Below are 24,305 nucleotides of genomic sequence, written 5' to 3'. Positions count from 1 at the left end.
AGAGCCGCCCTGAGCAGTCAATGGTGTTAGTGAAATTGATTAAACCGTCATGGGATTAACGGAAATAAAGCTCTGCACTGTTTCCACCAATTCCTGGGGTTGGAAGGGCTTGCAAATATAGCCAACGGAGCCGTGCATTTTAGCTTTTACCCGGTCTAAAACCCCACTGCGGCCGGTCAACATCACAATGGGAATATGTTTGAGTGCTTCAGATTTATTGCAAATACTGCACAGTTGATAGCCGTCAATGTCGGGCATATTGATGTCCATCAAAATCAGAGCCGGTTTGGCATGCATCAAGGTGGTTAGGGCGCTGGCGGCCTGTTTAATATTGATCACCTTAAAGCCGGTGGCCTCCAGAGCAAAGCTCACTACCCTTTGGATAGAGGGACTGTCATCCACACAGGCAATGACGGGGCGATTATCCTCCTCCTGGGGTTCGTAGGGCCCCATGGAGATTATCCCTTGGTCCACTAAGGTTTTGAGAACGATCGCCACGTTGAGGGTGCTGGTGTTTAGGGATTCAGCAATCTCATACACACATGTTTCCTGTGCCACCAATTCCGGCAGTTTTTGGTAGCGGTTCAGCAAGTCGCTGGTGATGTGCTCAAGCTTACATAGCCCAGGCAAAATCGCATCCACATTGTCGGCGATCGCCCTTTGAAAAGGGGAATTGATAACAGTGCGGACCTTGAGCCAATGTTTGATCTCCTGGGTGGCGGGCTGCATCAACTGCTTGAAATCAAGATAGAGCAACAAACGATCCAAACCCACCGTTTCCTCGAACACACACACCGGCTGGGATAGGGAAAGGATTTGTACCAATGCTTCCTGGGTCAACTTGGCCAGAATGGAACGAATTTCTTGAAAGGAAAACTGCTGGGAATCCCACAACTCACAGAGGTACTGATAGTCGCTTGCAATGGGCTCTTCTAGACGGATGTTCTTCGTGGGAATATACCGCTGGAAAAGGTAACTGAGCCTTTCCCGTTGCCCCTGCTCACTCCCTGCATAATGTATGCGGCCATTGCCAAGATAAACGCGCCATTGAACATCAGGGTTAGCCTGACTATGGACAATGAGCTTACCCGAACTCTCATTAACGATGAGACTCTGCAAAATCTGATAGAGGTTCGGATTTTCAGTAACCGGCGACGCTGAGGCTTCCATAACATTAGGGGGAGGCGGCGGGGGATAGGCCAGCTCCAATAGAGTCTGATTCGTATCTGGGGAAGGAGACAGGGGAGACTGCATAGGACAACAATGGCGTTTGAGCAAAAAAGTCCATCAAGGGCGGAGTTAAACCTGTCAATTCTTATTAATTCTGTAAGTTAACCATTTTTTAATCCTAAGTTAACTTTTCATAATGAGAACAAAAAAAATTAACGAGTAGAGTCTAACCCTATCTTCTGTCCAAAATCAAGCACTACCCAATTTGTACACCAAGCATACATCCCCGAATCCTTTTTGCACCTCAATTTATGGGAAACGTCCTCTCTTAGTAGTATCTGTTGCTACATTTATTGTAATTAAATTTCAGTGTTCAACTACTTAAGTGGGGGCTCAAATTTTATTTACACAAATACCTAAGTGGAAACACAATTTTTACTTATACAAGAAGACTTTTTTTGTTATAAATAGATATTTTTTGTAGAACTAATCCACCGTAAACCACAATAAAAACAAATACCCAACCTGGATAGAATGCCAAAAACGGCCTTTCAAGTGGGACTATAAAAACACAGACTCTTTATCCTAGGCTTCGTTAGCCAGCAATTCCCGAAAACGGATTTCGTCTCGGTGTGGATCAGCGTTACTAACTTTCAAGCTCAGGCGATCGCCAGGGGAAATGGGGCGGTCAAAGCGGTGGGGTAGTTCCAGTCCCAACTCTTCCAGGAGAATTAATCCCAGACCATCATCCTCCCGTAACCAACGGAGCATCACCCCCTGCCACACCTCATTAATATTGCGCCGCAGAAATTCCAGGCTCCAGTAGCGGTTAGTTTGTCGTTCCACCAAGGTGGCCTCCTTAGAAGAGGGCATAACGCTATATAAAATTTCCTGCACTTGCTCCCCGGAAAAAGGCAACGGTTCCCCCCGCAGATAGGCCTTAATTTGAAAATGGGTAATTAAATCGGTGTAGCGACGGATGGGGGAAGTGGCTTGGGAATAGAGGTCTAACCCCAAACTGGCATGGCGACTGGGGGTAATGCCCACTTCACTACGGGGCATACAACGGCGCACCGCACATTCCCGCACGGGACCAGGCGGCAGGGACAGCAATTCTTCATCGGAAGGTAACTCTGGTTGGGGCTGGCCTCGAAATGGCACCGGGATGCCATGCTCTTGAGAGAAACGCCCCGCCACTTCTCCAGCCAGGATCATCATTTCCGCCACCAGTTGCCGAGCAACGGAGGTTTCTTGGAGATATATTTGCACTTCTTCGTCAGCGTTGACCTTGATGATGGCTTCCGGCATTTTGATAGTGATGGCCCCCTGGGATTTACGCCATTGGGCCCGTTTTTTAGCCGCCTCAGCTAGTAAGGGTAATTCCGGTTCCCCCTGGATTTTCAGCACCAGCATTTCGTCCACGTCCTCATAGGTGAGGCGATAGGTGGGCTTGACCCAACTGGGGGCAATGGTAAAATCCGTCACCGCTCCGACTTCGTCTAAAATCACCCCAAAGCTGAGGGCCACGCACCGCTGGCCCTGGAGTAAACTCATGGGTCCTGTGGCCAATTCCGGCGGAAACATGGAAATCATGCCCGTGGGGAGGTAAAGACTGGTGCTGCGCTTACGGGCTTCTAAATCTAGTTCGTCGTTGGGACTCAATAGTCGGGTGGGGTCAGCCACATGAATCCAAAGCCGATGGCCACCGTCCGCCAAGGTTTCCACACTCAGACCATCGTCAATTTCCGAAGTACTTTCATCGTCGATGGTGTAGGTCTTCAGGGCGGTCAAATCGAGGCGTTCTTGGTCGGGGTCGGGGGGAGGATTGGTTAGGTAAGCATGGGCCACATCAGATACCTTTGCGGGGAATTGGTTGGGATAAGCACTACGACGCAAAAAGAGATTTTCATGGCGTTGCCAGATGCCTAATTCTATCAGGAGGTTTTGGGTTTCGTCGGTGCGGCCAGGTTTATCAAGGCTTTGCAAAATATCCAAGGCTTGGCGATGGTTTTGGTCCGGGAAAAGGATGAATTTCTCTAGGGCTTCTAGCCGTAGGCGATCGCTCCCCTGCCAAGTTACGATTTCTCCGGCCAGGACTTGGTTGACTCGGTCAATAAAACCCTGTTGCTCCTCTTCTTTTTGGGCTTGCACCCGCATTTGATGTTTGATTTCTTCAATTTGACCACTGGGGCGGGGTTCGTAACGATCGCCTTTTTGTTTGAAGTAGAGCTTATCTTCCGCTAGCAGGGCATGGGCGGCATAGCATTGGCTGGGGCTCTGGCCAGAAAACAGCAAGAGGGCTAAATCGGCCGGGGTAATGCTTTCCCCATCTTCCACTAACAATTCCCAGGCCACCTCCAAACTAGAAGGATCGAGGTATGGTTCCACCTCCCCCAAAAAACTGGGCAAATCGTCGGTGGTATAGGGGCCGCCGGGAATTTCGTACTCCACCCGCTGGGGCTTCAGTTTATGGCTCTGGCCCTGGTGGTCAATAACCACCCAATCCTTTTTGCCGTCCGGGCGATCGACCACCGCCAACCGCCGTTCCCCTTGATGCCGAAATTCAATTAGTTTGCCTTTTTCCACCGGAATGCCTTTGCCCCGTCACAATTACTCTCCCGTTATTTTGGCACAGGGGTTACTCCCCCTTAGATTTTTCACCGCCTAATTGCTTTGATAATCGGGTTCATTACCCGGTTTCCACTTAATGTTGCAACCAATGCTGGGTTTTTGTTCCGTTGGCACAGGGCTACCTGCCAGCACTAAATCCATCGCCTGTCTCAGGTCGACTCCGGTCACAGGCAAACCATTGCTAGGACGACTATCATCCAACTGGCCCCGGTAAGCTAATTTCCCCTGGGCATCAAAGAGGAAAAAGTCGGGGGTGCAAGCCGCTCGGTAGGCCTTGGCGATCGCCTGGGTTTCGTCGTACAGCACCGGGAAGCGATAGTCCCAATCCTGGGCCATTTTTTTCAGGCCTGGGGGAGCGTCATCGGGGTACTTGGCCGCATCGTTAGCGCTGATGGCCACCATGGCCAAACCAGAGTTTTGGTAATCCTTACCCAACTGACTTAACTGGGCCTGGATATGCTTCACAAAGGGACAATGACAACAGATGAACATCACCAGTAGGCCTTTTTCCCCCATGGCTTCCCCTAGGGTCAGGGACTTTTCCGTGGTCACGTCCCAGAGGGAAAAATCCGGTGCTTGGGTACCGAGGGTGAGCATGGTGGAGGGAGTTAAAACCATAGTTAAAGCAGTTCGTTACATTTTGTTAATCAAAGACCCAAGCTATCATGGGGGTTGGAGTTTTTCCCCTCTGCTGGAATTTTTTAGTTTAAAACGTCCATGAGTCATCGTCCCCGTTCCGATCGCCATTTTTTCTCCAGCCCTAGCCGCTTTTGGCACCGTTTGGGGATGGGTTTACTGGTAGCTGGCACCCTAGTTCTACCAGTATCCACCCTGGCCCAGGAAGGGGGAGATGGGGCCCAACCCAAGGCCAGTCCTAGTGCCCCCCAATCCCCTAGCTCCAGCAATGGAGAAACTCAGCCCCGCTCCTTGTTTGGCTCTGGCTCCTCCCGTTCCGCTGAACCCAAAATGAACTATGGGCAGTTGATCGATGCCATCAAGGCCAATCAGGTGGCCAAGGTGGAAGTGGACACTAACCGCCGCCAGGCGATCGTAACCCTCAAGGATGCGCCCCCAGGGTCTAAGCCCCAAACGGTGCAGTTGCTAGACAATAACCCAGAGTTGCTCAACCTCCTGCGCAGTCGTTCTGAAACCATTGATTTAGACATCAACCGCACCCCGGATAATTCGGCCCTGTATGGTCTATTGACCAATTTGCTGGTGGTGGCTATTTTGATCGGTTTGGTGGTGATGGTGGTGCGTCGATCCGCCAATGCGTCGGGGCAGGCCATGAGTTTCGGCAAATCTAAGGCCCGGTTCCAAATGGAAGCAAAAACCGGTGTCGGTTTTGACGATGTGGCCGGCATTGATGAAGCGAAGGAAGAATTGCAAGAAGTGGTGACTTTCCTCAAGCAGCCGGAAAAATTTACCGCCATTGGGGCCAAAATTCCCCGGGGCGTTTTACTCATCGGCCCTCCCGGTACGGGCAAAACTTTATTGGCCAAGGCGATCGCCGGGGAGGCGGGGGTGCCATTTTTCAGCATTTCCGGTTCGGAATTTGTGGAAATGTTTGTGGGGGTGGGAGCTTCCCGAGTGAGGGATTTATTCAAAAAAGCGAAGGAAAATGCCCCCTGCTTAGTCTTTATCGATGAAATTGATGCGGTGGGTCGGCAACGGGGCGTGGGCTACGGCGGCGGCAACGATGAACGGGAACAGACCCTCAACCAATTGCTGACGGAAATGGATGGCTTTGAAGGTAATAGCGGCATCATTGTCATTGCGGCCACTAACCGGCCCGACGTGTTGGATTTGGCCCTTTTGCGGCCGGGACGGTTCGATCGCCAGGTGACAGTGGATTATCCCGATGTGCAGGGCAGGGAATTAATTTTGGCAATCCACGCCCAAAATAAAAAATTGCACGAAGAAGTCCAGTTAGCGGCGATCGCCCGCAGGACTCCAGGATTCACCGGGGCAGATTTAGCCAATGTGTTAAATGAAGCGGCCATTTTCACTGCTCGGCGGCGCAAGGATGCCATCACCATGGCGGAAGTGAATGATGCCATTGACCGGGTAGTGGCCGGTATGGAAGGGACTCCTTTGGTGGACAGTAAAAGCAAAAGGTTAATTGCCTACCACGAAGTCGGCCATGCCTTAATTGGTACCCTCTGTCCTGGCCATGATCCAGTGGAAAAAGTTACCCTCATTCCCCGGGGTCAAGCCCAAGGTTTAACCTGGTTCACCCCCGATGAAGACCAAAGCCTCATGACCCGCAACCAAATGATTGCCCGCATCGCCGGATTGTTGGGGGGCAGGGTAGCGGAGGAAGTTATTTTTGGTGACGACGAGGTGACCACCGGGGCCGGTAATGACATCGAAAAAATCACCTACCTAGCCCGACAAATGGTGACGAAACTAGGCATGTCCTCCCTCGGCTTGGTGGCGTTAGAGGAAGAGGGCGATCGTAATTACAGCGGTGGCGATTGGGGTAAAAGATCGGAATACTCCGAAGATATTGCCGCCCGCATTGACCGGGAAATCCAAGCCATTGTCACCGCCGCCCACCAACGGGCCACCCGCATCATCGAAGACAACCGCAATTTGATGGATTTATTGGTGGACGCCCTGATTGATCAAGAAACCATTGAAGGAGAGCATTTTCGGCAACTGGTGGAAAGTTATCAAAAATCTCAGAAACAGCCTGCTTTAGCGGGTAAGTAGCCCCCATCTCCATAATGTCCGACCCCCATCTAACCTATTCCCAACCGAGAAAACCGGGAAAATCTGCCAATGGCGGCAAATTTCTGGGCACATTATTATTGTTTAGTTTGCTCAGTATTGGTCCAGTCCAGGGTTGTGCCTACGCCGACCAGGGTTTATCCCCCCCAGGGCAAAACTCCTCCGCCATCGCCAACCAACCCCCTTCCCCTAGTCCTTTAGCTTCCCCATCTCCCATGCTTCCCCAGGCGATCGCCGACAAAATCATAGCTGACCTCGCTCAACGTACCGGTGAACCAACCAGTGCATTCCAAGTCCAGTCCTCAGAAAATAAAACCTGGCCAGACAGTTGCCTTGGTTTAGCCCAGGAAGGGCAAATGTGCGCCCAAGTGATGACCCCAGGTTGGCAGGTGACGGTGCAATCGGGAGAAAAAAATTGGGTTTACCGCACTAATCAAAATGGTCGTACTGTTTTACTGGAATCCTAGCTGCCATCGGGGATTTCCCTTAACCCACTAAAAGCCCAAGGCTCGATTCCCAAATAGTTGGGGATATTTTTTCTAGTTCACAGCAATGCCATCCCAAGCATCTACCCTGGGCCTAATTTTTTTGATCCTTTGCATCGAGTTTAATCAATGGTAAGTGATTATACTCACAATTATTTTTGAGATCTATTCTTAACAAACAGTGCTAATTTAATAATTGAGAATTATTTGCAGTTTTTGGAAAACCATGACGTTATTGGATTTGTCGGTGGGCCAGGTGGCTTTTGTGGAGCAAATTTTACTGGGAAATCACGGTCAGGGCTTGGTTAATCGCCTAGAAGCAATGGGAATTATTCCTGATAAACCGATTCAATTACTCCGCAAGGCTGGTTTGGGGGGACCGCTCCACCTCCGCATTGGCAGTACCACCGAAGTGGCCATGCGCCGCAGTGAAGCCCAATTGGTGCAGATTACCTTAGGAGAGTAGGGCGATTATGGTAAGTCATTGCCAGCGGGGGTCAGTCCAGTCCAGTCGTCCCGGTGTGAAAAAAAGGATTGCTTTTATTGGTCAGCCCAATACGGGCAAATCCACTTTCTTCAACCGGATTACCAAAGCCAATGCGGCGATCGCCAACTGGCCAGGATTGACGGTGGACCTATTCCGGGCGGTGGTGCCGTTACAGGGGGAACCCATCGAGTTTGTCGATCTACCGGGCATCTATGACCTCAATGGCTTTTCCGAAGATGAACGAGTGGTGCAACGCTTCCTTGTTGACTATGCTGTCAACTTGGTGGTGGTGGTGGTGAATGCAGCCCAAATTGACCGGCAAATCCGTCTTCTTCTTCAGGTACAAACCCTGGGCATTCCGGCGATCGCCCTCTTAAACCTAGCTGACGAAGCTAAGCGCTACGGAGTGCAAATTGATGTGGCCGCCCTCCAGGAAAGGCTTGGTCTGCCCCTCTATCCCATCAGTGCGAAATACGGCACCGGCTGTCCCCGGGCCATGGATGCCATTGGTCGTGCTGTGGCGCAGCAACCGGAAGCCTACCAAATTCCCGATCTGGTTAATGTTCTTTCCCACCATCCCGTGGCGATCGCCGATATGGAAACGGCCCTGGCTGGTGTGGTGCAGATGCCGTCTCCCACTGCCCGCACCCTCACCAATGCCATTGACGGGGTGATGCTCCATCCCTTGTTTGGTCTGCCCCTCTTCTTCGCCTCCATGTTTGGCGTGTTTTGGGTAATTTGGAATGTGGGTTTGCCCAGTGCCGATCCTGTGGATGTAGTCACTGGTTGGTTGCAAAGCAATGTCTTAGAGCCGTTATTTTCCCCTCTACCCACTATCCTGCAAGAACTGCTCTTGGACGGTATTTGGACCGGGTTTGCCGCCCTACTCTCCTTTGTACCCTTGGTGGCCATATTTTTCATGGTCATGGGAATTTTAGAGGGCAGTGGCTACCTCTCCCGGGCTGCCTACCTAATGGACGCCCTCATGGGGCGATTGGGGCTAGATGGTCGGAGCTTTGTTTTGCAAATGATGGGGTTTGGCTGTAACGTCCCTGCCATTATGGGTACTAGGGTGATGCGTAGCCGGGGAATGCGACTCCTGGCCATGTTGGTCATTCCCTTTTCTCTCTGCTCTGCCCGCCTGCAAGTATTTGTTTTTATCTTGGCCGCCGTTATGCCCGGTACCCAAGGGGCGATCGCCCTATTTTTACTATATTTGATGAGCTTTATGGCTGCCTTTACCGTCGCCTCCGTATTAAGTCGTTTTCATTACTTCCAAGCCCGGGACCCCTTCGTATTAGAATTACCCCCCTACCGCTTGCCCACCTTCAAGCAAGTATTTTTGCGAGTCTGGGGAGAGATGCGAGAATTTGTTGCCCGTTTATCGATATTTATGATTATCGGTAGTAGCCTGATTTGGTTTTTAACCAGCTTTCCTGAAGGCAGTACGGGTTTAGACACTTTTGCTGGCCGCATCGGCAGTCTTTTCCAGCCGTTAATGAATCCCTTGGGCATTAATCCCTTTTTAACGGTTTCCCTGATTTTTGGTTTTGTGGCCAAAGAAATTCAAGTGGCAGCCCTAACTGTTATTTACGGCCTCAATAATTCCGACGCTGTCTCTGATCAGATCCATAGTACGGTGACCTTTGCCCAGGGATTTAGTTATTGTCTATTTAGTCTGATCTATATTCCTTGCCTTACTACCCTTGGCGCTATTTGGGGGGAAAGCAAATCCCTTGTCTATACCATTATTGCCGTGGTAATTCCCCTGATAACAGCTTGGCTGTTTAGCTTTATTTTCTACCAAGGATTTTCCTGGCTCGGCTGGGGAGGATAAATTTTTTCTTTGCCATGTTTATGCTCAACCGTTGTTAGAACCTGTTTTAAAGGCCCCCTTCCCCGCCCATTTGGGGGGAAACTGAATGAAAGTCCCCCAGTATTGCCAGAGCTTTAGTGGGTCGATTTAGGGAGCGGAATAAAACTTTCCAAACACGTTGACCTTACCAGCATCCTCAGGGAGATCGCCATTGCGAAAGAAAACCTGGCCACCGCCTAAATTCTCCTTAACCATTGGGCCCTTCTTCGGGAATAATGGTTTGTACCCCTTTGGGGGAACCTATTCCAAGTTTTTCCTACCCGATCCTTCGCACTCGGTGCATTTCCTTTAGGCAAAACCCTTTTTTCCGTCTTTTTTACCCCTCGGGAGCTACAACAGCATGAATTGGATAACTTGGGTTAGTCTGGCGATCGGATTAACCGTTCTTGTTGTCGGTGCGGAAGTTTTAGTAAAAGGGGCGTCCCGCATCGCCTTAATGGTGGGGCTTTCTCCCCTGATTATAGGGTTGACCATTGTGGCCTATGGCACCAGTATGCCGGAAATGGTGGTGAGTCTCCAATCGGCCCTTGCTGGTCAGGCGGACATTGCCCTGGGAAACGTGGTAGGCAGTAACATTTTTAATGTTTTGCTTATTCTGGGTATCTGTTCCATCGTGACTCCTCTGGTCGTGGATCAGCAATTGATTCGCTTGGATGTACCCATTTTGATTGGGGTGTCAGGCTTGGCCATGATGTTCGGGTTGGATGGGCTGATTAGCCGGGTAGATGGGGCCATTTTTGCCACAGGGTCCATTTTGTACACCGGATTTCTAATTCGCCAGAGCAAAAAGGAACGTAATCCCGCCGTTGAAGAAGAATATCTCCAAGAATTTGGGGGGACGGTGCCCAAAACAGGTAAACAAATCGCCCTCCAGGTGGTTTATATCCTAGGAGGAATCTGCCTATTGGTATTCGGGTCTCGATTATTAGTGTCCAGTTCCGTGGCGATCGCCAAAACCTTTGGCATTAGTGAGTTAGTTATTGGCTTAACCCTGGTTTCTGCTGGAACTTCTTTGCCGGAGTTAGCCACATCGGTGGTGGCTAGTTATCGCGGCGAGCGAGATATCGCAGTAGGTAATGTGATTGGCAGTAATATTTTTAATATTTTGGCGGTGTTGGGTTTTTCCGCTCTCATATCACCGGAAGGGATACGGGTATCGACGGAAGCGATCCGATTCGACTTGCCGGTTATGTGTGCAGTGGCGCTGGTGTGTTTGCCTGTATTCATTAGTGGTCGCTTAATTTCTCGGTGGGAAGGGTGCCTATTTTTAGCCTATTACATTGCCTATACCGCCTACATTGTGTTGGGCGCCACCCAAAATACAAATATTGACCTATTTAATAGGATTTTGCTTTTTGGGGTCATGCCCGCAACGATTTTTGCCCTAGTCCTATCCCTCTGGCCAGAGCTGCGCCGTTCCAAAGGGTAAAGGGGAACCCGTGGGGCATCAGAAATGAGAGACGAGAAAACGGGACTTTAATGATTGGTTTCACCTTATTCCCCAAGGGGACATCCTTTTGCCGGCAACCGAATCCTCGTTCATGATCACCACGGTGTAGTTAGTACGAGCACTATTGAAAGAAGTTATCAAAACTAGTCTAAAACTGACGGTCCCCGTTACCGAGTTAGGCAAATAATAGGGGTTGTATTGATGGTAATGCGATACCTCTACCGCTCCCTGGGCAAAAAATTACGCCACTGGGGAGGGAGTAGATTGTCAAAATAGGCTTCCACCACACGGTAATGTTTTTGGTACAGTACGCCAACGGCAATGATGGCTAGGCCCAGGGCAGAGAGAGCAAAGGGGAAGAGGAGGGAATCGGCAAAGACTTGGAAGGCGAGATAACTGATGTAGCCGAACACTCCAATGACGCCAAACACCATAAATAGTCGCCGTTTAAGGAGAATTGAGAAAGCCATCAGACCTAAATTGATTAGACAAAAAAGTAGTCGGTACCATTCCGTATCCTGCCCGGTGGCTAAGAGACTAAACCAAAAACTAATCAGTCCAAAAAGGTAGAGCCAAAAGCTGTAATCTCCCCGGCTGCGTCGCCAACGTAAATCCACCCCATAGGCGATCGCCAAACAAACAATGCCAAAGCCTAGGGTCAAGTGGGCTGCGGTAGTGAAACTGACTGTCTCTCCGTAGATGAGGGGGGGAATATCAATGGAGAGGAACCAGAGGCAAAAGGCGAGGGGAAAGGTGAGGAAGGGAAAGTGGATGAAGCGTAAAGCCAATAAACTGGCAATAATGGTGCCCATGGCCAGGGGAAAACGGCCGCTGACTAACCAGGTGGATAAATTGCGGTACACAGATGGATCATCAAGGGAAATTAACCCAAAACCCCGTTGCAGTCCATAAATGGCCAAGGGGGTCATCCACACAGCGATGGTAATTAATAAACCGCCGGGAACGGGTAATTTTTGCTGGAAATAAAGCCATTGACCCACTAGGGTTAAACCCACTGCATACACCACCGCCACGGTGAATAGACCAAATCCCCCCAGGGCATCCCAAACAATGGTACCGAGGAAAACCATGGCCACAATTACAATCAAGGCGCCAAAGTAAAAAGCGACGTTGGCAAAGTCGAATCGCAACGGTGGGGAATCACTGTTTTCCCTTTCTTCTTCCATGGCAAGGAGGCCTTTATGTTCTGTCCAGGCTTGCCATAATTGTTCGGCTTGCTCGGCGGATAAGTATCCTTGCTCTATCGCCCAGACCAGGTCTGTTTTGGTGATGTTCATGCCCCAATTTTCCTCCATTGCTCGCCACTGAACTTTCACCGTACCAGGCGATCGCCAGGGATAGGGGATGATAACGGGGCAATTCTGGAACTGGAAGAAATTAACGACAACGATCTGCTTAGAAATGAACTAGAAAAATTTAACTCAGAGCAATGGGTGAATTTATTGATTGAGTTGTTTTTTTGCCCTCTGCCATAGGGTTTCCAATGCTTCCAGATTGTATTTATCCAACGGGCGATCGGCAAATTTTTCCATTAATTGCAGCCGTTGAATAAATCTTTGATTTGTGCCGTGGAGGGCGAGGGAAGCGTCCAACTTGTACCAACGAGCCAGGTTAATGAGGGTGAATAGTAAATCTCCCAATTCTGCCTGTTGATGTTCTTTGTCTGTCGTGGCCAAAGCCTGTTTAAACTCGGTTAATTCTTCGTTAAATTTAGCCCAGACACCTTCAATATCTGGCCATTCAAAGCCCACCGCCGCCGCTTTCTGGGAAATTTTACTACTGGCCATCAGAGGGGGCAATGTACTGTTATAGCGTTCCAGTTTGGAGCTTAAAAGTTCTGGTTGGTCGGGGCTTAAACCCTTTTCCTCTGCTTTAATTGCCTGCCAATTGGCTTTCACTTCCTCGGCATTACTAACTGTTACCTCGGCAAAGACATGGGGATGACGACGGATAAGCTTTGCGGTAATGCCTTCTGCCACCTGCTGCAAATTGAAGTGGCCTAAATCTTGCGCAACTTGGGCTTGGAGCACCACCTGGAGCAGTAAATCCCCCAACTCTTCGGCGATCGCCGTTTGGTCTTGGCCTTGTAGAGCGTGAACTACTTCGTAGGCTTCTTCCACCACGTAGGGAATTAAACTTTGTTGGGTTTGGGCCAAATCCCAGGGGCATCCCCCCTCTGGCGATCGCAGTTGGGCCACTACGGCAATTAATTTTTCTAGGGCTTGGAGAATGGGGGCAGTGGCATCCATAAAATTAGCAATTAATTAATCTGGCCAGTACAACGGGGAATCAGAAGATGATTTTTAATTGGGGCAAAACGTTTACATGGGTTGGCAAAGTTTGCGGCAATGCCAATTTTTCCCGATGAAGTTGAGCCATCCTAGGACGCACCGGGGTAAACCCTTCCCCGCCATTGTTTGGGGGTTTGGGAGGCGGAAATGATAATTCGGGCCACTGCCAACGGATCCGCCAGGGGAGAAAGCCAATAACTCCAGGCCCCCTGTCCCGAAGGTCGGTAATAGGAAGGATAAATTGCCCATAGCATAGCCCAACGGATTAGGAGTAAAAAGCCATTGACGGCGATCGCCAAGCGGAGGGTTAAAAAATCAAAGTCTTCTCCCCAGAGCATCAACAACAGGGAAAAAAGCAAAATGGGCAAACCCTGCACCAATAGCAGAAAAATCACCTCTGCCCATAACCGGGCCGGCACCGTGGCATCTTTGAGATCGAGCGATCGCCCCCATTCTCGCCAGGTTTCACCAATCCCTTCGTACATTCTCACCCGGATTAAATTGGCGCCATCTAAAAAGCCCACCCGATAACCCCGTTGGGCCGCCGCCCTAGCTAAGGTCACATCATCACAAAAGGAGCGGGCCGCCAGTTCATAACCCTGCAAGGCCTCCAGCACCGATCGCCGACAGAGAAAACATTGACCATTGGCCATCACCGTTTCCGGTGCCTGTTGCCTCACCCCAGCGGACTCAAAGCGATAGAGCAAAGTCATCAGCAAAGCCGGTTGCAGCCACCATTCCCCAGGGGATTGCAAAATAAATTGAGGCGACAGGGAAAGTATGTCGTAACCCTCTTCTTCCGCTGCCTGCACCACGCTGGCCACTAGCCCCGGTTGGGGTTGGGTATCGGCATCAATGCCCAAAATCCACTCGCTAGCGGCATCACTCTGCCTAAAACCATAGTTCAAGGCCCAGGGTCGCCCCACCCAGTTATCCGGCAAAGGATCATCGGTCAGCAGTTGCAAACGGGGATTATCTTTTTGCCTAGCTTGCACCACCGCCTGGGTGCCATCGGTGGAACGACTATCCACCACTAAAATTTCCCTTAACGGTGGCCCCTGTTGTGCCAAACCCACTAAACACGGAGTTACCCGGGCTGCCTCATTCAACGTAGGCACCACTACCGAGACATTGCGAACCCCGTCTTCCGGCAGAAATACTGGTGTCAATGGCGATCGCCGCCGTGCTCCTTTGGCCAAACGACTGAGCAAAATTAAACTGGCTACCCCCTGGGACACTAACAACCCCAGGCAAAGTATGGCAATGATCAGCATTATTTCCGAAAAGATTAATAGTTTTTCTACAACCGTCAGGCTGGAGAGTCCCATGGGATATTGGTAAAGGGCCATTTAGGAATGGATAAAGACACCCTGGTGCCCTCCCCTAGCTCACTTTGGATCTCGATTTTACCCCCATAGAAGGTTACCAATTTTCTGGCGATCGTCAAACCAATGCCAATGCCGGCAATATGCCCCACGTTGGAACCCCGCTGAAATGGCTCGAAAATTTTTTCGAAATCTGTTTTCGGGATGCCGATGCCATAATCTAAAACATCAAAAATTATTTCCTGGGGAGATTCTCGCAGATGAAAATCAATGGTGAAATTGGTGGGGGAATACTTAATCCCGTTAGTCAGTAAATGATTCAAAATTGGCGCTAGTAATACAGGATCAAATCTCACTATTACTTGCTCACATTCTGTATTTGAGCCTATGGCTAAGTCAGGATGAAAATTGATTTTGTATGGTGCATAGAGATATTCAATTTTATCAATTAACTCGTGACAAAAATCAATTAAGTCTCCATCGATCACCATAGGCTCTACTTCTTCGGTATTAAGGTTAATTGTGGTGATGTCATTGATTAACTCATCAATGTATTTAACGCTTTTGAGAATTGAATGTAGATATTGACCTTGTTTTTCCCTGGTAATTTTTCCCTGGAACTTTTCCATAATTGAAGCGGCACAGGCAATGGTTGTTAAAGGGGTACGAAACTGATGAGAGATGGAAGTAATGAATTGAGAACGCAGTTCATTTAGCTCCTTTTCCCGCTGCAAAGCCAAAGAGATGCTGTTTTCCATAGCCTTACGATCGCCAATGTCTTGGATCATCACCACGCAAAAGTTCAAACTACCATCGGGACGACGATGAGCCTGGACCCCGAGATTAGCGTAAACAGCATGGCCATTTTTATGGATGTAGCGCTTATCAATTTGGTAACCATCTATTTCTCCGTCTAATACACGTTGATAATTACCTAGGTCCAACTCTATGTCATCGGGATGAGTAATTTCTGCCCAGGTTTTGATCCGCAACTCTTCAGGGGAATAGCCCACTATTTCCGAAAATTTTTGATTCACATTACAGCAAAATTTATCAACGGATACTATGGCCATGCCAATAATAGACTGGTCAAAATAAAGTTGTAGGAGTTGTTGTTGTTCATAAACTTCTATCGTTCTAAGTTTGACCCTCTCTTCCAATTGCTGATTAATTTTTTGGATTTCGTCCCTAGATTGAGTTATTTTTTTCTCATCTTCAATGCGTTGACTAATATCCTGAACATGGGAAATAAAATATAATGGCTGGCAATTTATATCCCGCACCAAAGAAGTGCAAACTTCCCCATAAATGATATGTCCCTGACTATGAATATAGCGTTTTTTAAAAGTAGCAAAATTCACATGTTGGTGAATGGCTTCATTCATTACCTTTGTACTCAAACTTTTGTCTTCCGGAACTGTCAAATCATTGACATTCATGGATTGCATTTGCTCCGGAGTGTAGCCAAATATATCCGCCATTTTTTGGTTTACCTTGATTAAGTTGCCTTCAAGATTTACCAAACACACACCAACGTTAGCATTTTCAAAGGCTAGACGAAATCTTTGTTCGCTTTCTTGGAGATCATTATTTAATTGGATTAATTCTTCTTGGCTCTGCTTTTCTGCTGTAATGTCCAAGACCATGCCGTACCAAAAGGTATCTTGATTGGGCAACCTTTCTGGTTGAGAGTTAGTCCGTAAATATTTAAGCTTCCCTGAAGGGGTAATGATGCGCCATTCTAAAAATAATGGTTCTAGGGTAGCTCGGCTGTAGGCCAGGGTTTGGCGGTAGTGGAGCCAGTCGTCAGGATGGATCTGCCGCAGGAGTATCTCGGCATCGGCCAACACGGCAGTGGCAGAGACTTCGTGCACAACCTCAATTTGGGAGCTGATATAGGTGAAGGCAATGGAATCATCGCTACGTTGCACAAAACCATACAACCAGCCCGGAATTACTCCGGCCACTTTCTGTAAAAATCCCTCTGGTTCAGAACCGAGCAAAAAAGCGGACATAGTTTTAACGCCCAAATTTAAGGCAGAATTTTCGAGTGGCAGAAACTGGTTTTTTCGAGGTAGTAAAAACTGTTTTAAATCTGGTCAAAGCAATTCCCTAAAGCTTGTCAGTTGCGAAATACGGTTCTTTTTGAGACTCGTTAGGGACTAATTCGCAATATTTGCCAGGGTAGCTGGGTCGGATAACGGCTTTTTAAATCGCACTCCTAGAAACTTCAGTTTTTAGACCAAAAAATTCCATACCTGAACCATGTTCTTCCTTAAGTCTAATTGCTTAGGAAGGGTTAAAACCAGATACTTTTTCTTGATTTACAAAACTTTATCTTCCGCAGTCCAATGGGCACAATGCCAGACTACATCAGGATTTCAATAACTCATTACTCTAGCTGATCGCCACCAATTTTTGAGCATTATCCCAACTTTTCTAAATACACTTCTAGGTCGGTCGTCTCCGTAAAATCCAACAATGCTTCCCCCAAATCTTCCAACTCAGCGATCGATAGTTTCTGGATTCGCTCCACCTGAACTACTGGCAGTCTACCCAGACGACGGTTTAATAGGCGCAACACTAGGATCAAGGCTTCATTTTGACGACCCTCCTGGCGACCCTCCTGGCGACCCTTCTCATGACCTTCTTGGAGTCCTTCTTGGATAATTTCTTGATAAAAGCGGGACTGGGTAATATCCGTTTTCTTCAAGTCTAATATTTGCATGATGGCTTCCTTGGTCAAATCTGGAAATTTATTGGCCAGTATAGCCTCGATCAAAGTTAGTCGGCGTTGAAATTCAGCTTCTGTCTCCGCTTCGTGCAAAATTCTTTTACCAACGTTTGCGCTTGCTTCTTGGTCCAACACTAGCAGTTGTAGCAGGGCGAAATTAGATTGCAACCCTTGTTGATTCTGCAGATCGCTGAGATATAGCTTGGCTATGCGCTGTTCTAACAAATCTTCATAAGGCAAATCTGGACCAAGTTTCTGCTCTCGATTTTGTAAAATTAACAGTCCTCGCCAGGTATTTTTTACCTGATATTGCTCCAAGTAAAGGAATATTTCAGCAAAATATCGCCCGTAAAAGGTGAAATCTGTCTGCATTTGGGCTTCTGCAAACACCAATGGTATTAGAGGATTATTGGACAAGGGTTTGAACAATCCATCCAGGCGAAATTCCCTTTCTTTAATCACCGGTGCACTGTAGGCAAACTGCCAGCTTGCTTCAATACCGGGAATTAATTCCGCCAACATGCCGGGTTGAGATAGAAATAATTCGTAAAACCATTTGTCTGTCTTCATACTCTTCTAATTTTCTTGTAGTACCAAATTATCTCGATGGATCACTGTTTCTGGACCTATGTAACCCAACACTGCGGCGATCGCCTCGGAGTGGAGTCCTTTGATTTTTTCTAGCTCGTTGCAGTTGTAGTTAATTAACCCTCTTCCCAGTTCCTGCCCCTGGGGATCACAAATCACCACGGCATCGGTGGCGCTAAATTCTCCTTCCATGGCAATGACCCCGATCGCCAATAGGGACTTGCCCCTTGCTTTGAGGGCCTGTACTGCCCCAGCGTCAATAAAAATTTTCCCAGTGGGCACTAAACCATAGGCGATCCAACGTTTGCGGGCATTGTCGGAGCGGGGCTGGGCTTCAAACTGGGTACCTAAATCAGCTCCCTGGAGGATGGCTAGAATTTGCTCAGGTTTTTGGCCATGGGTAATGACGGTGCGGACCCCGGACCCCGTGGCAATGCGGGCGGCGGTGATTTTGGTGGCCATGCCGCCGGTCCCCCAGGCAGAACCAGTGCTATCGGTGCGGACTTGCAGTTGGGCCAATTCCGTCGCTTTCACCAGGGGAATGGGATAGGCTTGGGGATCTAAGCGGGGATCACTGGAATAAAGGCGGTCAACGTCGGTGAGCAAAAATAGCCAATCCGCCTCCACCAAGCTGGCCACTAAAGCCGATAGGGTATCATTATCACCAAATTTCAGTTCATCGATCGCCACTGTGTCGTTTTCATTGACAATGGCAATTATCCCCAACTCAAACAGAGCTTGGAACGTGTTGTAGGCGTTGACGTAGGCGGTGCGCTCAATTAATTCCCGCCTGGTGAGCAAAATTTGGGCAATGGGTTGCTGAAGACTACTAAAAAGATCATCATAGGTCCGCATTAATCTGCCTTGGCCTACTGCGGCGATCGCCTGTTTAAAGGCCATTTTTTTCGGTCTTTCCGTTAAACCCAAACGACTGCATCCCACCCCCACGGCCCCGGAGGAGACTAGCACCACCCGATGACCTTGGTTGATTAACTTGCATAAAGTTTCCACCAAAGCGGCAATGGTGGACAGGGCCAACTGGCCCGTTTCCGGGCGAGCTAGGCTGGAGGTACCAATTTTAATCACCAAAGTTTGGGGTTGCATTGCCATTGTTATCTATTTTGGGAGGAAAAATTGCCATAAAAAAAGTGGGCCAAGCCCACCTTAAAAACCATGATATTGTGTGGCGGCTAGCCCTCGATTACATGGAAGAACCTAAACCAGCATAGGCTCCGTAGAAAAATAAACCTAGGACACCAATGGCTCCAATACCAGCCACTACACCCACCACCCACAAAGGGATTCTGCCTTCTGCGAACATACCATGCCTCCTAAATTGCGTATTAAAAAAGTTTAGTTAAAGAAATAGCTGGAGAATAAAATCCCCAACACAGCCACCAACAATAGACCCAGGTATAAAGAAGTACGATTCAATTCCACCGGTTGGCGGTTTGGGTTTGAATTTCTGTCCATGGAAAACTCCTAGCGTTGAATAAATTGCATCGCGGCGATCGCCCCGACAAAGAAGACAGAGGGCACCGCCAGGGTGTGAACCGCCAGCCAGCGCACCGTAAAAATGGGATAAGTAACCGGTTGATTAGGATTTTGGGTTGCCATTGTTAATTACCAACTAAAAAAAGAACAATTAAATGTTTTATTGATTAAACTCTTGAATTTCCTGATTAATGTCGTAGCGTTCCTGGAGAATGGGCAACTCTTGACGGGTCTGGGTGAAATATTCATCGGGGCGGGGAGTGCCGAAAGCATCGTAGGCTAAGCCCGTGCTGACAAACAACCAACCAGCAATGAACAACATCGGAATGGTGATGCTGTGGATCACCCAATAGCGAATGCTGGTGACAATATCGGAAAATGGACGCTCACCGGTAGTCCCTGACATTTTGTGTTCTCCTTCAATTTTTCAAAACAACATTGACTGACAAATGCAAAGCAATTAGAGTCTAGTCTACTATTTGTGAGCCGCCTAGGGAACCATAGCCACCTCGGCGCTGGGGTTATATTTGAGCAAAATCCCGTCCTGTCCCAGCACAAATCCTTTTTCCGGACTGAGGAACACCACCCGATAAAGATTGGCGGGAATATCCTCCACCCCAGTGTCCTTAGCCCAGGTTTGTCCGCCGTCCTGACTCATCAACAGGTTACCGCTAGCCCCCGCCACCCACACTTCTTCGGGGGTACGGAAGGATAAGTCGAGCAGACCCCAACTACCCTTATCTTGGGGCGCAATCACATCACTCCATTCTTCCGCATCGGGATCGGTGCTGAACTGGAGTTGTCCCCCCCGGGCTAACAACCATAGTTGACCGTCCTTGCCATAGCCCATGGTCTGCAAGCGTCGCGAAGAATTCCGGTTATGGGGAGTCCATTCCGTTTGCCCAGGAGCCCAGGTGGAATAAAAATTACCCCGGGCTGACACCGCTACATAACGGCCATCAGGCGATCGTTGAATGGTACGGGCTACTCCTACGGCCCCTTCCACCAAAGCCTTCCAGTTTTTGCCCCCATTGGTGGTTTTATAGATGGCCCCCAAATCCGTAATCATTTCCGCCGTTTGGGACCCCAGGGCAATAATGCTATAGGGAGCGCCGGGCAATTTTTCGCTCAGGGGAATGCGGGCCCAGGTTTGGCCACCATCGGTGGTGTGGAGCAGAATGGAAGGCTTGCCAGTGATCCACCCCTCATTGCCAGAGAAACTAACGGCGGAAAAACTAGCCTTTTCTTCCCCCAGATCAATCAACTTTTGCTCCCAGGTGTCACCGCCATCGGTGGTCTCGAAAATGGTTTCCTTGGTGCCCACCAACCAGCCATGGTTGGCATCCTCCGTGAAGGCAATATCCGCAAAGGTAGAATCCGTTTCTAAAACAATTTCTTGCCAGGGATTGAATACCAAATCCGGCACATGGCTACAGCTCACACAGAAAACGGCAATGACCGCCACTAGGGCAAGTTGCTTCAGTCGCTCAAACTTCAAACTGGGGAATTTAAAAGGCATTGTGAACAGAGATAATCAAGGAGTACAGCAAGGGCTCAGAGGGAAAATTTAAGCCTTATCCCATGCCGTAAAGGCTCAGGAAAAATAGGAAAATGACAAAAAGACTACCAAAAATCAGCAAATTCTTTTTGCCACCGCTCATACGGTTAAAACCAAAACCGTAGTTAAGGTTCTCGGCAAAACCAGAGGGAGCATCGGTTTCCCCCGTGCTCATAAAGTAGTTGCGCGGGGCACCACACACTGGACATTTCCAATTAAGAGGCAAGGCTTCAAAGGGAGTACCGGGAGAGATATTGGTCTTTTGATCCCCTTGGCTGGGAATGTAAACATAGCCGCAGGCCCGGCATTCATGGTTTGGGGATGCCAACTCCGCCAGGGTCTTTTCGGGGGGACGCTCACTCATGGCTACTACCGCAGGGAACTGGGGGGAAATCTTTAGTAATCTTTGTTAAAAATTATGACATCTTCGCTACCCTTTTCCCCAGCCTTGTCAATGGCGATTGATTATTGGTTCATTGGATATTTTGTCCAGGCCATGACCGGAGTTTTCACCACTAACTTCCCTTCACCCAATGGGTTAAAGTGTGAGAAGTCTGAAAAAAGTTCCACAATCTAGCCATCGTTAGTCCCAATCCACCATGCACATAAGCGAACTGACCCACCCTAACCAGTTAAAGGGTTTATCCATCCGTGAGCTGGAGGAAGTCTCCCGGCAGATCCGAGAAAAGCATTTGCAAACTGTGGCCACCAGCGGTGGTCATTTGGGGCCAGGGTTAGGAGTGGTGGAACTGACAGTGGCGCTTTACTCCACTCTGGATTTGGACAAAGACCGGGTGATTTGGGATGTGGGACACCAAGCCTATCCCCACAAAATGTTGACGGGACGTTACCACGATTTCCACACCCTGCGGCAGAAAGATGGGGTGGCTGGTTACCTGAAACGCTCCGAAAGTCGTTTTGACCATTTTGGGGCTGGCCACGCTTCCACTAGTATTTCTGCTGGCTTGGGCATGGCCCTAGCCCGGGATGCCAAAGGGGAAGACTTCAAGGTAGTTTCCATCATTGGCGACGGCGCTTTGACCGGAGGCATGGCCCTGGAAGCAATTAACCATGCGGGGCATTTACCCCACACCAAGTTAATGGTGGTGCTCAACGATAACGAAATGTCCATTTCCCCCAATGTGGGAGCCATTTCCCGTTACTTAAACAAGGTGCGCCTCAGCAGTCCGATGCAATTTCTAACGGACAATCTGGAGGAACAAATTAAACATTTGCCTTTCCTTGGCGATTCCCTCACCCCAGAAATGGAACGGGTTAAGGAAGGAATGAAGCGGCTAGTGGTGCCCAAGGTGGGGGCGGTGATTGAAGAGTTGGGCTTCAAATATTTTGGCCCCATTGATGGTCACAATTTGCAGGAATTAATCGACACATTTAAGCAAGCGGAAAAAGTACAAGGCCCGGTATTTGTCCATGTTTCCACCACTAAAGGTAAGGGCTATGACCTGGCAGAAAAAGACCAGGTGGGTTACCACGCCCAAAGTCCCTTTAATCTTTCCACTGGGAAGGCCTACCCCTCCAGCAAGCCTAAACCCCCCAGTTATTCCAAGGTTTTTGCCCACACGTTAACCACCCTAGCTAAAGAAAATCCCCACATTGTCGGTATCACGGCGGCCATGGCGACGGGGACAGGGTTGGATAAACTCCAGGCCAAGCTCCCCAAACAGTATGTGGATGTGGGCATTGCCGAACAACATGCCGTTACTTTAGCCGCAGGCATGGCCTGTGAAGGAATGCGTCCGGTGGTAGCCATCTATTCCACCTTTTTGCAGCGGGGTTATGACCAGATTATCCACGACGTTTGCATCCAAAAATTACCGGTGTTTTTCTGCCTAGACCGGGCGGGCATTGTGGGGGCCGATGGCCCTACCCACCAAGGGATGTATGACATTGCCTATCTCCGCTGCATCCCCAATTTGGTGATCATGGCTCCTAAGGATGAGGCAGAGCTACAGCAAATGTTGGTCACGGGTGTTGACTACACCGATGGGGCGATCGCCATGCGTTATCCCCGGGGTAATGGTATTGGAGTGCCCCTGATGGAGGAAGGTTGGGAGTCGCTGGAAATCGGCAAGGGGGAAATTCTCCGGTCTGGGGACGATGTGTTATTGCTGGGCTATGGCTCCATGGTGTATCCGGCTCTGCAAACAGCAGAATTGCTCCACGAACATGGCATTGAAGCGACGGTGGTTAATGCCCGCTTTGTTAAACCCATGGATACGGAACTAATTTTGCCCTTGGCCCAGCGCATTGGCAAAGTGGTAACCATGGAAGAAGGTTGTTTGATGGGGGGCTTTGGCTCAGCGGTGGCGGAGGCCTTGATGGATAACAATGTGCTCGTACCTTTGAAGCGTCTAGGGGTGCCCGACATGCTGGTGGACCATGCCACTCCGGAGCAATCGACAGTGGATCTTGGCTTAACCCCAGCGCAGATGGCGGCGGACATTATGGCTTCCCTCTTCAAAGCGGAATCAGCGGTGGCCCATGGGGTTAGTTAGGCAAGAAAAGTTGCAATGCACTCGCCAAGGGGAGTCAACGGTTATTCCGACGCTCCCCTCAGTTTTTATTTTCCAAGTTTCAGTTTGCCCTCTAAAGCTCCGGCAATATTGGGGGACTTCTATCTAGTTCCTCCCAAACTGGGGTGCCAGAGGTTTTTAAACTATTTAGTCGAACTCAAACTGATGACTACGCCACCCGAACAGGCTGGGGCACTAAGGCATCGGCCAAGCGACGAACCGCAGCCACCATAGCCACTTGGTCGTTCAATTGGTTAATGGCGGAACCAACCCCTACTCCACTGGCCCCAGCGGCGATCGCCATGGGAACGGTCACATCGGACAGACCAGAGGCACAGAGTACGGGCACAGTGACGGCTCGACTGATGGCATGGGCGGCGGCCAAAGTGGGGGCAGCTTTTTCAATCAGCCCTAAAACTCCGGGGTGATGGGGTTCGGCACTGGTGCCACCTTCGGTTTGGATAATGTCGGCTCCAGCGGCTACCAAGGCTTCGGCCAATTGCACCTGTTCATCCAAGGCCAAGATGTGGGGCACGGTGACAGAGAGCAAAGTATGGGGCAACAGTTGACGGGTTGCTTTGGTGAGGGCTAACACCTCTGGCCCTTCAAAACGGCGGCCTTGGGCATAAAAGCTGTCAAAGTTACCAATTTCCACCAAGTCAGCCCCCGCGGCCACTGCTGCCGCTAACAATTCCGCTTCCACCGCTGACACACAAATGGGCAAATCAATGGCGTGGCGTACCTGTTGGATCAATTGGCTATCGGCCGCAATGTCCACAAAAGTCGCTCCCCCAGCCTGGGCGGCCTGGGCCACAGCTAAAACATTGGCGCTATCGAAGTTATTTAAACCGCTAATTACCTTTAAGGCGGTACGATTTTCCAGGGCCTGGTGGAGTTGGGCAAGGTTTGCACTCATAGGATTACCAAA

Annotated in this window: 22 protein-coding genes; 6 read left to right on the top strand and 16 right to left on the bottom strand. The window is 49.4% G+C overall.

Annotated features, from left to right (window positions below; translation table 11 throughout):
- Positions 1–39 precede the first annotated feature (39 nt).
- The 3 genes from IQ217_RS02130 to IQ217_RS02120 form a co-directional block, all read right to left on the bottom strand.
- Positions 40–1,254 (bottom strand): response regulator, encoded by a 1,215-nt coding sequence (locus IQ217_RS02130; RefSeq protein WP_190598659.1) that lies wholly within the window; start codon positions 1,252–1,254, stop codon positions 40–42.
- A 501-nt stretch (positions 1,255–1,755) separates the two neighbouring features.
- Positions 1,756–3,756, bottom strand: a complete 2,001-nt coding sequence (locus IQ217_RS02125) for an RNB domain-containing ribonuclease (RefSeq protein ID WP_194018737.1) — start codon at positions 3,754–3,756, stop codon at positions 1,756–1,758.
- A 78-nt stretch (positions 3,757–3,834) separates the two neighbouring features.
- Complete coding sequence (locus IQ217_RS02120; protein ID WP_194018736.1) at positions 3,835–4,419, bottom strand: thioredoxin family protein; 585 nt, start codon at positions 4,417–4,419, stop codon at positions 3,835–3,837.
- 99 nt (positions 4,420–4,518) lie between these two features.
- Here IQ217_RS02120 and ftsH1 point away from each other — a divergent pair, with 99 nt between their 5' ends.
- The 5 genes from ftsH1 to IQ217_RS02095 all read left to right on the top strand — a co-directional run bounded on the left by ftsH1 (position 4,519) and on the right by IQ217_RS02095 (position 10,811).
- On the top strand, positions 4,519–6,516 hold the full coding sequence (gene ftsH1, locus IQ217_RS02115; RefSeq protein ID WP_190598662.1) for an ATP-dependent zinc metalloprotease FtsH1: 1,998 nt from the start codon (positions 4,519–4,521) through the stop codon (positions 6,514–6,516).
- A 14-nt stretch (positions 6,517–6,530) separates the two neighbouring features.
- A complete protein-coding gene (locus tag IQ217_RS02110) occupies positions 6,531–7,001 on the top strand; it encodes a hypothetical protein (protein WP_194018735.1) in 471 nt (156 codons plus the stop codon).
- A 244-nt stretch (positions 7,002–7,245) separates the two neighbouring features.
- Entirely contained in the window at positions 7,246–7,485 is a 240-nt protein-coding gene (locus IQ217_RS02105) for a FeoA family protein (protein ID WP_190598665.1), read from the top strand.
- Positions 7,486–7,492: 7 nt separating this feature from the next.
- Positions 7,493–9,343, top strand: coding sequence for a ferrous iron transport protein B (gene feoB / locus IQ217_RS02100; protein ID WP_194018734.1), 1,851 nt, complete (start codon positions 7,493–7,495; stop codon positions 9,341–9,343).
- Positions 9,344–9,722: 379 nt separating this feature from the next.
- Positions 9,723–10,811 carry a calcium/sodium antiporter gene (locus tag IQ217_RS02095; RefSeq protein ID WP_194018733.1) on the top strand — a complete coding sequence of 363 codons (1,089 nt, stop codon included), beginning with the start codon at positions 9,723–9,725 and terminating at the stop codon, positions 10,809–10,811.
- A gap of 239 nt (positions 10,812–11,050) precedes the next feature.
- Here IQ217_RS02095 and IQ217_RS02090 read toward each other — a convergent pair whose 3' ends face one another.
- The 12 genes from IQ217_RS02090 to IQ217_RS02035 form a co-directional block, all read right to left on the bottom strand.
- A complete protein-coding gene (locus tag IQ217_RS02090) occupies positions 11,051–12,130 on the bottom strand; it encodes a DUF2157 domain-containing protein (protein ID WP_228023881.1) in 1,080 nt (359 codons plus the stop codon).
- A 162-nt stretch (positions 12,131–12,292) separates the two neighbouring features.
- Positions 12,293–13,102, bottom strand: coding sequence for a nucleoside triphosphate pyrophosphohydrolase (gene mazG / locus IQ217_RS02085; protein WP_194018731.1), 810 nt, complete (start codon positions 13,100–13,102; stop codon positions 12,293–12,295).
- A 131-nt stretch (positions 13,103–13,233) separates the two neighbouring features.
- Entirely contained in the window at positions 13,234–14,418 is a 1,185-nt protein-coding gene (cruG, locus tag IQ217_RS02080) for a 2'-O-glycosyltransferase CruG (protein ID WP_194018730.1), read from the bottom strand.
- A gap of 35 nt (positions 14,419–14,453) precedes the next feature.
- Complete coding sequence (locus IQ217_RS02075; RefSeq protein WP_194018729.1) at positions 14,454–16,484, bottom strand: sensor histidine kinase; 2,031 nt, start codon at positions 16,482–16,484, stop codon at positions 14,454–14,456.
- 410 nt (positions 16,485–16,894) lie between these two features.
- Positions 16,895–17,773, bottom strand: a complete 879-nt coding sequence (locus IQ217_RS02070) for a DUF2887 domain-containing protein (protein ID WP_194018728.1) — start codon at positions 17,771–17,773, stop codon at positions 16,895–16,897.
- Positions 17,774–17,779: 6 nt separating this feature from the next.
- Positions 17,780–18,907: a glutamate 5-kinase gene (gene proB / locus IQ217_RS02065; protein ID WP_194018787.1), complete on the bottom strand. Its 1,128-nt coding sequence runs from the start codon at positions 18,905–18,907 to the stop codon at positions 17,780–17,782.
- 85 nt (positions 18,908–18,992) lie between these two features.
- Entirely contained in the window at positions 18,993–19,112 is a 120-nt protein-coding gene (locus tag IQ217_RS02060) for a photosystem II reaction center protein J (RefSeq protein WP_010871724.1), read from the bottom strand.
- A 32-nt stretch (positions 19,113–19,144) separates the two neighbouring features.
- Positions 19,145–19,264 carry a photosystem II reaction center protein PsbL gene (locus IQ217_RS02055; protein ID WP_010871723.1) on the bottom strand — a complete coding sequence of 40 codons (120 nt, stop codon included), beginning with the start codon at positions 19,262–19,264 and terminating at the stop codon, positions 19,145–19,147.
- A gap of 9 nt (positions 19,265–19,273) precedes the next feature.
- Complete coding sequence (gene psbF / locus IQ217_RS02050) at positions 19,274–19,408, bottom strand: cytochrome b559 subunit beta (RefSeq protein ID WP_010871722.1); 135 nt, start codon at positions 19,406–19,408, stop codon at positions 19,274–19,276.
- Positions 19,409–19,445: 37 nt separating this feature from the next.
- The gene (psbE, locus tag IQ217_RS02045; RefSeq protein ID WP_010871721.1) at positions 19,446–19,691 is read right to left on the bottom strand and encodes a cytochrome b559 subunit alpha; all 246 of its coding nucleotides are present in this window, start codon (positions 19,689–19,691) and stop codon (positions 19,446–19,448) included.
- An 84-nt stretch (positions 19,692–19,775) separates the two neighbouring features.
- On the bottom strand, positions 19,776–20,804 hold the full coding sequence (locus tag IQ217_RS02040) for a photosynthesis system II assembly factor Ycf48 (protein WP_190598671.1): 1,029 nt from the start codon (positions 20,802–20,804) through the stop codon (positions 19,776–19,778).
- A gap of 55 nt (positions 20,805–20,859) precedes the next feature.
- Entirely contained in the window at positions 20,860–21,207 is a 348-nt protein-coding gene (locus IQ217_RS02035; RefSeq protein ID WP_190598672.1) for a rubredoxin, read from the bottom strand.
- A 235-nt stretch (positions 21,208–21,442) separates the two neighbouring features.
- Here IQ217_RS02035 and dxs point away from each other — a divergent pair, with 235 nt between their 5' ends.
- The gene (dxs, locus tag IQ217_RS02030) at positions 21,443–23,359 is read left to right on the top strand and encodes a 1-deoxy-D-xylulose-5-phosphate synthase (protein ID WP_194018727.1); all 1,917 of its coding nucleotides are present in this window, start codon (positions 21,443–21,445) and stop codon (positions 23,357–23,359) included.
- 187 nt (positions 23,360–23,546) lie between these two features.
- On the opposite strand, the gene IQ217_RS02025 is transcribed toward dxs, so the two are convergent.
- Complete coding sequence (locus IQ217_RS02025) at positions 23,547–24,293, bottom strand: DUF561 domain-containing protein (RefSeq protein ID WP_194018726.1); 747 nt, start codon at positions 24,291–24,293, stop codon at positions 23,547–23,549.
- Positions 24,294–24,305 lie beyond the last annotated feature (12 nt).

The sequence above is a fragment of the Synechocystis salina LEGE 00031 genome (assembly GCF_015207985.1).
Taxonomy (GTDB): Bacteria; Cyanobacteriota; Cyanobacteriia; order Cyanobacteriales; family Microcystaceae; genus Synechocystis; species Synechocystis salina.
The sequence above is the reverse complement of the archived record's forward strand: the minus strand, read 5'-3'. Positions and strand labels throughout refer to the sequence as shown.